We start from the raw sequence: 11,572 nt of genomic DNA, 5'->3' as shown, positions 1-11,572 counted from the left end.
ACAGAATCCATTGGTTTGCTCGTTTAATTCACTAAACTGTAAGTATGTTGAGACTCCCTATTGAGCTAGAAATTGGTCTGCGTTATACCCGATCCAAGCGTCGCAAGACGGTAGGTAAGCGTGATGGCTTCCTTTCTTTTATTTCTGGAATCTCCACTGCAGGTATCGCTTTGGGCGTTGCCGCCCTGATTGTGGTGCTCTCAGTCATGAATGGTTTTCAGAAGGAAGTGCGCGATCGCATGTTATCCGTTCTTTCTCATGTGGAGATTACCGCCCCAGATGGTTTAGCGAATTGGGAGCCGATTGCACTGAAGGTAGCTGCCCAGCCCCACGTTGTAGGTGTCGCTCCGATGGTCGCCTCGCAAGGTCTACTCAGTCGTGAGAATGTGATGCGTGGCGTGTCTATTCGTGGGGTACTTCCAAGTGAGGAGGGCAAGGTCTCTGATTTGCCAAAGCAGTTCGTCACCGGCAGCATCGATGATTTGAAGCCAGGCGCCTTTGGGGTTGCTTTAGGTGCACAGCTTGCCAATATGGTTGGTGCTCGCCTTGGTGATCGAGTGAATTTAATAGTGCCAGAAAGTGATCTCACACCGGCAGGCGCTATGCCCAGAATGCGAACACTACAAGTCGTCGGCATCGTGGACAGTGGTCATTATGAATATGACAGCTCTTTAGCTATCATGCATTGGAAAGATGCCGCAGCTTTATTACGTTTGCAAGATCCATCAGGCTTACGCGTGAAGGTTGATGATATGCAGCGTGCACCAGAGATTGCCTCTGAATTGGCTCAAGTTGTGCCACAAGCGTTGTGGGTGAGCGACTGGTCGCGCTCCAATCGCAATTGGTTTGCTGCTGTTCAAACTGAACGCAAGATGATGTTCATCATTCTGACCTTGATTATTGCGGTTGCCGCTTTTAATTTGGTATCTACCCTGGTGATGACAGTAAATGAGAAGCAAGCTGATATTGCGATCTTAAGAACCATGGGCGCAAGTCCTGGACTCATTCAGCGAATCTTCTTGGTGCAAGGTTTAGCGATTGGTCTACTTGGCTCTCTAGCCGGTGTTGGCTTGGGCCTCCTGATTGCTTTAAATATTGATGTGATCGTTCCTGCAATTGAAGCCATCTTCCGTGTACGATTCTTGCCTCGCGATGTGTACTTTATTAGTGAGTTGCCATCGGATGTTCGTTTGTCTGATGTCCTTACTGTTGGCCTAATGGCTTTTGGCCTTTCTGTGCTGGCCACCTTATACCCAAGTCGCCGAGCTGCTCAAGTTCAGCCTGCGGAGGCATTGCGCTATGAGTAATTCCAATCAAATTATTCTGAGTGCATCGGGTTTAGCAAAGACCTATGGCAAAGGACCTACTGCAGTTGATGTCCTGAAGGAAATTGATTTACAGGTAAGCGCTTCTGAGAAGGTTGCCATCGTAGGATCTTCTGGTTCAGGTAAAAGTACCTTGTTGCATCTATTGGGTGGCTTAGACAGCCCTAGTGCCGGCACTGTTATGCTTGCTGGGCAGAATCTCCACAAACTGTCGGTAAGTAAATTAGATCAACTACGCAATCACAATCTGGGTTTTATTTATCAATTCCACCATCTTTTGGATGAATTCAGTGCTGTTGAGAATGTTGCGCTACCTTTGCGTATTCGTGGCTTAAGTAATGAAGAGTCTAAGGAGCGAGCGAGCGTGATGTTGAATGCAGTTGGTCTGGCAAAGCGTGTTCAGCATACGCCAGGCGAACTGTCTGGTGGTGAGCGTCAGCGTGTTGCAGTGGCCCGTGCGCTAGTTGGTAATCCCACTTGTGTTCTAGCGGATGAGCCGACGGGTAATCTCGATACCGAAACTGCTGACGGCGTATTTGACTTGATGCTAGATATTGCTCGTGAGCAGGGTACTGCATTTGTGATCGTGACCCATGATCCTATTCGCGCAAAACGTTGTGACCGGATTTTGCATTTAGAGCGCGGAGTATTAAAGACCTTCGTACAATGAGTGAAGTGAATACAGACCTTGCATGGGTGGATACCCATTGCCATGTAGATGCTCCAGAGTTTAGAGGCTCTCTCCCAGAGATTATTTCAGGTGCGGCCGATAAAGGCGTCAAAGCCATTTTGCTGCCTGCGGTTCAGGCCTCTGATTGGATACCAGCTAAACATTTAGCAAGCCAGCATGGCAATCAAATCCCAGGATTGGTCTACACGCTAGGCATTCATCCGCTTTACATTAATCGAGCGCAAGATAGCGACATCGATGTTCTTCAAGGGCAAATTGAGCAATCATTAGATGATCCTCGATTTGTGGGTATTGGTGAGATTGGCTTGGATTATTTTGTTGAGGGTCTCGATCCTCAGCGGCAAGAATTTTTCTTTCACAAACAATTAGATTTGGCACAGCAATTTCAATTGCCAGTGATTTTGCATGTACGCCGTTCGCAGGATGCCATTCTTAAAGCGCTCCGTAAAAGAACGGTTCCTAGCGGTATCGCGCATGCCTTTAATGGCAGTCATCAGCAGGCTGAACAATTTATTGAGCTGGGATTCAAGTTGGGATTTGGAGGCGCCGCAACCTACGATCGAGCGTTACAGATTCGCCGCCTCTTAAAAGAGTTGCCTTTAGAAAGCATTGTTACTGAAACCGATTCCCCTGACATTCCGCCGGCCTGGTTAAAAGAGGAGGGTGGCAAGTTCAATGAACCAGCTTTGCTTCCCAGAATCGCTAGCCAATTGGCAGACATTCGTGGAGTCAGTAAAGAAGTATTTTCAAAAGCAGTTTGGCAAAATGCCATGCAAGCATTACCCCGTTGGTCATCCCTAATGACTGACAACCCAAACCTCCAATCCGCCTCTTAAAAACTTGCGCACCAATATTGCGGCGTTTATCGCCGGGGGATCGCTACTTTTATTTTTATCTACTGTGCCAGAGTATTGGCGCTGGATATGTGCAGCAGTTGTCCTTGCCTCTCTGCTTGGTGCTCGTGTTAATTATGTATTGCTTCAATCTCATCATGTTAGCGGCGCATTACTAGCAGCCTGTTGTTGTAGCTTGGGTTTTGCTTGGAATGCACACTACGCGCAGGACCGCTTAAGTAATGTTCTATCCATAGAGCATGAAGGTAAAGATCTTGTGCTCGAGGGTAGAGTGAATGCCTTGCCACAAAGCTCTTTAAGTAGCGCCAAGTTTTCCTTTGAGGTAGATCAGGCATTTTTGGGGCGCAAGAGGATTGAATCATTTCCTCCGCAGATCTATTTGAGTTGGCAGCCCGCATGGCGTAATCCTCAGGATGTGCCCGAAGTCATTCCGGGTCAGCGCTGGGAATTTAAGGTCAAAATCAAACGACCTTATGGATCTCTCAATCCCCATACTTTTGATTTTGAGCGCTGGTCCTTCCATCAAGACTTTGGTGCCAGTGGATCAGTTAGGTCAGGAAAGCTAATCCTTGAGAAAGATATTGCCTTTACAGAATTTGCTCTAGCCATGGAGTATCAGCGTTGGAAGTTAAGACAAAAGATTAAGCGCTTGCTACCAAGAGATGCGCGCTATGGCGGAGTGATTGCTGCCTTGGTGATGGGCGATCAAAATGCAATCGACCAAGAAGATTGGCGTGTATTTAATGCTACTGGGATCGGACATCTTATTTCCATATCGGGCCTGCATGTAACGATGTTGGCTGGATTTGGCGCCATGCTGGCCACATTACTCTGGCGTCGTAACACGCTGCCACTTTTAGTCCCAGTTGGTAAGGTCGCTGCTGCAGCAGGTTTTTTGACGGCCTTTGTGTATGCATGGTTAGCAGGCTTTCAGATTCCAGCGCAGCGAACGATGTATATGGTGGGAGTAGTTGCATTTGCCTTATGGTCCGGCAGAAATCCTCGGTCTTTTGATATCTGGTGGTGGGCTCTATTTTTTGTACTAGTCATTGATCCGATGGCACCTTATACGCCGGGTTTCTGGCTTTCGTTTGGAGCAGTGGCGGCGATTTTGTATGCCATGCAAGATTCTGATGGTTTGCTGGGCCTACCTACTGGTAGAGAGCTAGAAGTTCATTGGAAAGATAGAGTGATTCAAGCCCTCCGTGAAGCCTGCCGGGTTCAGGCGGTCGTTACCATCGCACTTTTACCATTGACCTTATATTGGTTTTATCAAGTCTCGATCGTTTCACCACTGGCAAATGCCATTGCTATTCCCATAGTGAGTTACGTTGTAACTCCCTTAGCGATTGCTGGTGCTTTGTTGCCTGACTTCATTGGTAGGTTGTTATTGATACCAGCACATGCCACGATGGACTACTTGGCCATCATGCTTGCATGGATGGCGAACTGGAAATGGTCGATCGCTTGGTCTAGCCAGCCTAGTTGGTGGGCGATAGCCTTATCCATTATTGGAATCATCATAGCGATTCGTCCTGGATCTATGCAAGAGGCTTGGGTGTCGAGAGTGATAGGACTCGTGTTGTGCGCAACTCTATTTATGCAGCCGTTGACTAATGGTCATTTGGGAAAAGGCGAGTTCCGCGCGACGGTACTAGATATAGGTCAAGGTACGGCAGTCCTCATCGAAACTAAAACAAAACGATTGCTATACGACACCGGACCCATTCAGGGAAAAGATAACGCTGGTCAAAGAATCATCTTGCCGTATTTGAGGGGTAGGGGGATTCATCAAATTGATCGCATGGTCATTAGTCATAGTGATAGTGATCACATTGGAGGCGCCGCAACTCTACTAGAAGAAATTGGCTTTGAATCCATGATGGGATCCTTACTCAGTACTAACCCCTTGCTCACCAATTTGGAAGAGAGAAAGATTCCTGCCATTCCCTGTCGCTTTGGTCAGCGATGGTCATGGGATGGGCTTGACTTTTATATTTGGCATCCAAATGAGCAGACAGTTTTTGAGGATCAGCATCCTAGAAAACCAAATGAAGTCAGTTGTGTTTTGGAAGTTCGCAACCAGGGAACTTCATTCTGGTTAACGGGTGATGTAGAAAAGCAGGGTGAGGCTGAAATCACCGAGCACTTAACTCAAACAGCTCTCAATCATCTTAAGGATAAGAATTTGATATTCATGGCACCACACCACGGTAGCAAAACATCCTCATCTCACGAACTCTTAACAGCGCTCAGTCCTAATCAAGCATTTGCCCAAAATGGATATCGCAATCGATACGGTCATCCACACCCAACAGTCACTGCTCGATACCAAGGTATGAATATTCCGTTTTATCAAACACCAACTACTGGTGCACAGGTTTGGAGTTTTTATAACGCAAACAAGTTAAATGAAGACCCCCTGTTTCAGAGAAGGTATTCCCAAAGGCTGTGGCATCGCCTTCCGATAGAAGTGGGTAAATGATTGGCGGTGCCAGTGTGAAAAAGTATTGACCTAGAGGAGGGAAGATGAAATATCCAAGTGCAATTGAGCTGGCTGCTGATGGTGGTTTTCATGAGGCCATTAAAAAGCCAAAGGGGCTATAAAGCACTGGAAAGAGTGATGCAGCAAAGAAAAATTTTTAAGGTATGCATTAGGCGCTTGTAGATTCCAAATCCCAGAAAAGCAAAAAGCCCTTAAAAGTAAGGGCTTAGAGCTGTAATACTAGTTGCGGGGGCAGGATTTGAATCTACGACCTTCGGGCGATTATTGCGCTGTGAATATTTCTCTTTAGGCTTCTAGCGACTTTTTAATTGCCTTGCTTAGTGTGTCAAAGTATTTCTTTGTTTTAGCTGTGGGAATGATATCTTTATAGCGGGCATCAGATTGGGGAACCAGCTTTATATAGCCGCTTTCTACCAAACCAAGAAGCCTGCTATGAAGGTTTGCTTTTGAGCCTAGAGCATTCATTTCTATCAGTTGCTTGACCGTCAAATAGCGGTTAGAAAGATAGGCTTCCGCCGAAACGACCTCCAGTATTTTTCTTGAAGTGTCGTCCAGCGTTGGAAATGCTGGGTTGTTAATCGCAGACATGAGCCGAAAAAAACGAAGGTAGGTATTTCCCATAGGTCTCGTAGCTGTTTTAAGAGTACTATTTTTTAGTATTATCGGGTAAGATCAATTAACTAAATCTTACGACAATATAGATGAAGAGTCTACTCACAGGTGCCCTAATAAAGATAGCAATCTCTATTGCCCTCTACTTTTTGGCTTTTCTGCCTATGAGTTACTTGCCAGATGTATTGAGAAATAACGATTTCTCAACCTTCTTTTATCTGCCGACTGGCGTCAAAGTATTGTGTGTTTTGCTTTTTGATATCTGGGGAGCTATTGGGCTTGCTATTGGCGTTTTAGTTAGGCAGTCAATACAGCATCCAGAATATGGTTCGACTCTTCCCTTGATGATCGCCTTGGAAAACGCTATTGTTTTTTGGGCTTCAGTTAAGTTGGCATTAAAGGTAATGAATGTTAGTCCAGATATTGAAAATATTACTTATCTTAAGATCGTTGGGCTCGCATTGTTTTGTAGTGTTATTCATGGCTTTTCATATACGTTTGTACTTTTTGAATTTAACGTTATTTCCTCTGGCAATTATTTAAGAGAGAGTCTCGTCACCGTAATGTCGGGTTTCTTTGGAACTATGGCGATAGTTTTGCTTCTATCCTTTTCCCTTAAACATAGTTCATGGCTTCAGCGCCATACAAGGGCTGTTGAAAATGATTAATTCAATCATTCTTCTTCATAATGGCGAGCACTATGAAAAGTTCTCTTCGGAACTTAAAGGTATTAACCCTGCGGTAGAAATTATTTTGCTCAATGACTTAGCTAGCTTGATTGCGTTGCCACATTCGCTTTTAGATCGTTCTAGGTTGATTGCTTATCTCAGCGGGGTGATTGTTCCCTTATCAATCATTAAGAAGCTGAAATACGGCGCTTATAACTTTCATCCAGGACCTCCAATTCGACCAGGCTATGCTTCGTTGGAGATGGCGATCTACGAAGGGGATGAAGTCTACGGAACGACAGTCCATGAAATGGATGAATTGGTGGACACGGGAAAGATCAATGGAATTCACGCGTTCCCTGTACCAAAAAATGCCAATGCTTTTGACTTGTATAGGCTGACCATGGATAGCATGTTGGCGCTCTTTGGTCAAAAGAAGAAAGAGTTGCTAAACGAGACGCCGCTGATTTCTTATCCAATCCCGTGGGGAAATAAGAAATTTACCAAAGCAGACTACATGGCTTACTTAAGAATCACTAGGGATATTAGTAGGGAAGAGTTAGATCTGCGTATCAGAGCATTCGGCTATGACTTTGACCATAAATTGAAATTAATAGAGCGTGGAAATATTTATGAACTTGAGAATAGCGATAGACCAGAGGGTTATCTGGATCAAAGTGATTTTCAAGTTGTTTGTGGGCAAAAATTTATCAGAACTAAAGAGCTGGTAAATATTTGAGTAGTCTCCTCCGTTGTATGTGGTGCCTTTGCCCGCTTTATGCGGGCATTTTTTTAGTCGTAAAAAAACCATCAAACCTTCTGTAATAGGGTCTACCAAACTACCAACAAATAGTTTCTTTGGTTTGATTAATCAGCGGCAACAAATTTTTTTAACAGTAGTCCAGCGAATCAGATTACGGCACTAGCTAATTAAGCTATATAATTACAAATATTTAATTTAATTTATATAATTAAATATATAAATTTAGGATAAGTTAAAAATGAGCAAAAAAATAATTCAATGGTTTAAGGGAACCAGCCTTAAATGGAAATTTTTTTATTTGCCAAGAAAAATCTCTTATTTGACATTGAAGTCAATCTTCACATGTCATATCTTTAAACGTGTGTTACTCCAAAGCATATTTGATGCAGCCAGAAATACCTCCTCGTTCATGAGGGGGGGGCTACTTCTTTCGGCGGGACAATCTGAGCTATTTGTTGTTTCGTCTAACGACCAAGCAATAGGAAGGAGTACTTTTGTAAATGGAGGTGAGCCATTTGATTTTGAAAAAATGGAGTTCGTATTTAAGCTATTAAATCTTAATTCGCCACAAGAATTATTAATTGATATCGGTGCAAACATAGGGACTATATGTATCCCTGCCGTCAAAAGAGGTTATTTTAAGACTGCAATAGCAATAGAACCAGACCCATTAAATTACAAACTACTCACTGCCAATATTCTTTTAAACGACCTTCAGGCATCAGTGATTCCTAGAAATGCAGCCCTAGGAAATCATGCTAATAAGGTTTTACAGTTTGAGCTCTCAAGCGAGAATCATGGCGACCACAGAGTGAGGGTAACTGATGAAACAGGGGATGCAGGCTATGATGAGGGCAATAGAAAAACTATTGATGTGTCATCTACAACACTTGATAGCCTATTTCAAGTGCATAAATTAGATGCTGGAGTTATGTGGATGGACACTCAAGGATATGAAGGCTTCATTCTTGAGGGCGCCAGTCATGTGCTCGATGCAGGATTGCCTCTAGTTACAGAATTTTGGCCGTATGGCATGGATAGAGCTAACTGTTTCGAGAATTTTAAGAAGGCATTATTGAAAAGTAAATTTACTGCCATTTATGATTTAAATCGACCTTTGCATGTCCTCGAACTCAATGAGGTTAGTTTAAATTCTTTATATAGCTTGTACAAAGATAGCAAGACAAATGGAAGCACGGATTTAGTTTTTATTTAGCTAATTAATTTGGAGAAATGGACGTAATATTCTTTATGCAATTAATGCATAAGATGCATTGATATTCAATGTAGATTCAGAAGCTGGGGTGGGGCATTTAGAAGGACGGGGTAAGCGCCCTTCAGCCGATGCCCAACTGGTCTTCCATGTGCTTAATTAATGGGTTATTGATGTCTAATCAATACATAACCCATGCACAGCAAAAAAGCAAAAAGGCTTCAAAGACACAATCGCCTTTAAAGCCTTTTACTGTTTGGTTGCGGGGGCAGGATTTGAACCTACGACCTTCGGGTTATGAGCCCGACGAGCTGCCAGACTGCTCCACCCCGCGTCTGAAGCTAAGATTCTACCATTTTTCGACCAGCTCTGTCGAGCGAATCCTTGAAATAGCACTTAACAGGGCTGTTTTTTCATTGAAAAAAGACTGTAGAGTCAGCATGCATAAGGAGTAACATATTGCCACGCAACATTCACTAAGGGCTTTCAAATGTCAATTAGCAACCCTGAATTTTCGAATTCGACTTTATTAAAGCCAGTTGATCTGCATGACGATCAGAACAGCCATAAAAAAGGTCTTGCGACGATGATGCTTGCCGCTATTGGCGTAGTGTTTGGTGATATTGGCACTAGCCCTTTATATGCCCTCAAAGAATGTTTTGATCCTAAGCACGGCATCCCGTTTTCACCAGAGGCATTGTTTGGTGTAATCGCAATGATGATTTGGTCATTAATCTTAGTAGTGACCTTTAAGTATGTTTTATTTGTGATGCGGGCTGATAACAAAGGTGAGGGTGGCGTTTTATCTCTGATGGCTTTGGCACTAAGAACATTTGATAGTAAATCGAAGAGTTACTTCTTTTTAATGATTTTAGGAATGCTTGGAGCTTGTATGCTCTTGGGAGAGTCTGTGATTACTCCAGCAATTTCAGTGTTATCCGCTGTTGAGGGTATCGAAATTGCAGCGCCTGGGCTGCATAAATTTATCATCCCCATTTCCTTAACAATCTTGGTTGCCTTATTCTTGATTCAAAAATATGGCACGGCGGCTGTTGGTAATCTATTTGGCCCGGTCACACTCACTTGGTTTATTACTCTCGCGGCATTAGGCCTCATTAACATAGGCGCAGCGCCTCAAATCATTGGTGCAATTAATCCAATGTATGCAGTGCAGTTTGTGCTAGATCACCCAACAACTGCCTATATTGTCATGGGCGCTGTTGTCCTTGTTGTTACTGGTGTCGAAGCGCTCTACTTAGACATGGGGCACTTTGGAAGAAATCCTGTCCGATATGCTTGGCTCATTGTTGTCTTGCCTAGTCTGTTAATTAACTACTTAGGGCAAGGCGCACTCTTGTTATCCAATCCAGAGGCTGCCTCAAACCCATTTTATTTAATGGTTCCTGATTGGGCTTTATGGCCTGTTGTTGGTCTTGCTACTGCAGCTACAGTCATTGCATCCCAGGCGGTGATTTCAGGCGCTTACTCTTTGGTGAGCCAAGCTATATTGCTTGGTTTTATGCCGCGCATGACCATCATGCATACCTCCGATTCAGAACAGGGACAAATTTATATTCCCGTGGTGAATTGGGCCCTCTTATTTATGGTGGTTGTTACCATTATTGAGTTTAGAGAGTCAGTGAACTTAGCAGCTGCTTATGGAATTTCTGTGACATCCACCATGATGATTACTGCAATTTTATTAGGCGTAGTGATGTACCGTGAATGGAAAATGAACATTTTCCTGGTGCTTTGTTTAACAGCCATCTTCTTTGCTTTAGATTTTGCCTTTTGGTCAGCTAATTTAATTAAGATCAAAGATGGTGGCTGGTATCCATTATTTCTAGGCCTTATCATTTTTACTTGTTTAATTACTTGGTATCGTGGGCGGAAGTTATTGCGCGCTAAAGTAGAAGAAGGCGCCATACCTTTACAGGCCTTTGTCTCTAGTTTGTTAGCCCACCCACCTCATCGCGTCGAGGGCACTGCTATTTTTCTGACGGCCCACGTAGATTTTGTGCCGATCGCGATGTTGCATAATTTAAAACACAACCGCGTGATGCATGAGCGTATCTTTTTTGTCAAATTAAGTACTTGGGATGTGCCCTATGTTAGTGACAGTGAGCGCATTACGATGAAGGACTTTGGGGGCGGTATTTATTTGGTGAGAGCGGTACATGGCTTTAAAGAATCACCAGATATCAATAAAGTCTTGGACTTGCTGCAAAAGCAAGAAAACATTCAATTTAATGTGATGGATACCTCCTTCTTTGTTTCTCGTGACACTATTGTTCCATCGGCAAATCCTGGAATGGCCTTATGGAGAGAGAAGCTGTTTGGTTGGATGATGCAAAACGCAGCCAAGCCATCGGACTTTTTCAAGATTCCTACCAATCGCTTAGTTGAACTCGGTGCAAAGGTAGAGATTTGAGAAAGCTCGGCACCTTGCGTTCAATGCTGTCATTGGGGGCATTTCTATTGACTTGCTCCTTTAGCAGCCTAGTACTCGCTACTCCTGCTGAGGAAGCCCAGTTGGAGCAACTGGATAAGATTGAACGTGACCTCGAGTTGCAACGTGACTGGGCTAAGTATCGCTGGGATAAAACCAATTCAGAGTGTTATCAAAAGTATTGGGTAAATGACTGCTTAAAAGATTCACGTGCGCAATATCGCAAAGAAATTGATCCCATTCGTGTGCAAGAGGTAGAGTTGCATGAGGTGCAGCGCAAGTTACGCGCCAGCATTAAAGATCAACGCGATGCCACCAAGATTGCTGAACGTGCTTCTGCTGAAAAAGCGGCTGAGCGCTTAGCCAATCAAAAAGAATTTGAAGAGAAGCAAAAAGCAGCAGCCGCTCGTGCAGCCGATTTAGAACAGCGCCGTAAAGATGCACCTAAACGTGCTCAAGAAAACAAAGCGGGCACTCAGCTCGATTAATCC

10 protein-coding genes and 1 tRNA gene are annotated in these 11,572 nt (G+C 43.9%); 9 read left to right on the top strand and 2 right to left on the bottom strand.

Translation table 11 applies throughout. The features are described from left to right. Nucleotides 1–47 precede the first annotated feature (47 nt). From CL55_RS07230 to CL55_RS07215, 4 genes are read left to right on the top strand one after another with little or no spacing between them, the layout of a single operon-like run. Complete coding sequence (locus tag CL55_RS07230; protein WP_205621348.1) at nt 48–1,307, top strand: lipoprotein-releasing ABC transporter permease subunit; 1,260 nt, start codon at nt 48–50, stop codon at nt 1,305–1,307. Continuing rightward, nucleotides 1,300–1,995: a lipoprotein-releasing ABC transporter ATP-binding protein LolD gene (lolD, locus tag CL55_RS07225; RefSeq protein WP_046330479.1), complete on the top strand. Its 696-nt coding sequence runs from the start codon at nt 1,300–1,302 to the stop codon at nt 1,993–1,995. Before CL55_RS07230 ends, lolD begins: the two co-directional genes overlap by 8 nt. Further along, on the top strand, nt 1,992–2,852 hold the full coding sequence (locus CL55_RS07220; RefSeq protein WP_046330478.1) for a TatD family hydrolase: 861 nt from the start codon (nt 1,992–1,994) through the stop codon (nt 2,850–2,852). Before lolD ends, CL55_RS07220 begins: the two co-directional genes overlap by 4 nt. Nucleotides 2,853–2,856: 4 nt before the next feature. Continuing rightward, entirely contained in the window at nt 2,857–5,355 is a 2,499-nt protein-coding gene (locus CL55_RS07215; protein WP_237150482.1) for a DNA internalization-related competence protein ComEC/Rec2, read from the top strand. A gap of 306 nt (nt 5,356–5,661) precedes the next feature. Here the strand turns inward: CL55_RS07215 and CL55_RS07210 are convergent, their stop codons facing one another. After that, nucleotides 5,662–5,997, bottom strand: a complete 336-nt coding sequence (locus CL55_RS07210) for a hypothetical protein (protein WP_156156284.1) — start codon at nt 5,995–5,997, stop codon at nt 5,662–5,664. 80 nt (nt 5,998–6,077) lie between these two features. Between CL55_RS07210 and CL55_RS07205 the strand changes: the two genes are divergently transcribed. The 3 genes from CL55_RS07205 (at nt 6,078) to CL55_RS07195 (ending at nt 8,635) form a co-directional block, all read left to right on the top strand. Continuing rightward, the gene (locus tag CL55_RS07205; RefSeq protein WP_046330476.1) at nt 6,078–6,656 is read left to right on the top strand and encodes a hypothetical protein; all 579 of its coding nucleotides are present in this window, start codon (nt 6,078–6,080) and stop codon (nt 6,654–6,656) included. Next, nucleotides 6,649–7,395, top strand: a complete 747-nt coding sequence (locus tag CL55_RS07200; protein ID WP_046330475.1) for a formyltransferase family protein — start codon at nt 6,649–6,651, stop codon at nt 7,393–7,395. Before CL55_RS07205 ends, CL55_RS07200 begins: the two co-directional genes overlap by 8 nt. A 262-nt stretch (nt 7,396–7,657) precedes the next feature. After that, nucleotides 7,658–8,635 (top strand): FkbM family methyltransferase, encoded by a 978-nt coding sequence (locus CL55_RS07195; RefSeq protein WP_046330474.1) that lies wholly within the window; start codon nt 7,658–7,660, stop codon nt 8,633–8,635. A 254-nt stretch (nt 8,636–8,889) separates the two neighbouring features. On the opposite strand, the gene CL55_RS07190 is transcribed toward CL55_RS07195, so the two are convergent. Further along, nucleotides 8,890–8,966, bottom strand: a tRNA-Met gene (locus CL55_RS07190). Nucleotides 8,967–9,218: 252 nt separating this feature from the next. On the opposite strand from CL55_RS07190, the gene CL55_RS07185 reads away from it, so the two are divergent. Next, the gene (locus CL55_RS07185; protein WP_046331243.1) at nt 9,219–11,063 is read left to right on the top strand and encodes a potassium transporter Kup; all 1,845 of its coding nucleotides are present in this window, start codon (nt 9,219–9,221) and stop codon (nt 11,061–11,063) included. After that, nucleotides 11,060–11,569 (top strand): hypothetical protein, encoded by a 510-nt coding sequence (locus CL55_RS07180; RefSeq protein WP_046330473.1) that lies wholly within the window; start codon nt 11,060–11,062, stop codon nt 11,567–11,569. The genes CL55_RS07185 and CL55_RS07180 overlap by 4 nt, the downstream gene beginning before the upstream one ends. The last annotated feature ends 3 nt before the right edge of the window (nt 11,570–11,572 follow it).

This window comes from Polynucleobacter duraquae (assembly GCF_000973625.1).
Classification (GTDB): domain Bacteria; phylum Pseudomonadota; class Gammaproteobacteria; order Burkholderiales; family Burkholderiaceae; genus Polynucleobacter; species Polynucleobacter duraquae.
The sequence above is the reverse complement of the archived record's forward strand: the minus strand, read 5'-3'. Positions and strand labels throughout refer to the sequence as shown.

Bases quoted from the DNA above. Each gene is read 5' to 3' on its own strand.
- CL55_RS07200 (WP_046330475.1), top strand. From the start codon at position 6,649: ATGATTAATTCAATCATTCTTCTTCATAATGGCGAGCACTATGAAAAG.
- CL55_RS07205 (WP_046330476.1), top strand. From the start codon at position 6,078: ATGAAGAGTCTACTCACAGGTGCCCTAATAAAGATAGCAATCTCTATT.
- CL55_RS07185 (WP_046331243.1), top strand. From the start codon at position 9,219: ATGATGCTTGCCGCTATTGGCGTAGTGTTTGGTGATATTGGCACTAGC.
- CL55_RS07220 (WP_046330478.1), top strand. From the start codon at position 1,992: ATGAGTGAAGTGAATACAGACCTTGCATGGGTGGATACCCATTGCCAT.
- lolD (WP_046330479.1), top strand. From the start codon at position 1,300: ATGAGTAATTCCAATCAAATTATTCTGAGTGCATCGGGTTTAGCAAAG.
- CL55_RS07210 (WP_156156284.1), bottom strand. From the start codon at position 5,997: ATGGGAAATACCTACCTTCGTTTTTTTCGGCTCATGTCTGCGATTAAC.
- CL55_RS07195 (WP_046330474.1), top strand. From the start codon at position 7,658: ATGAGCAAAAAAATAATTCAATGGTTTAAGGGAACCAGCCTTAAATGG.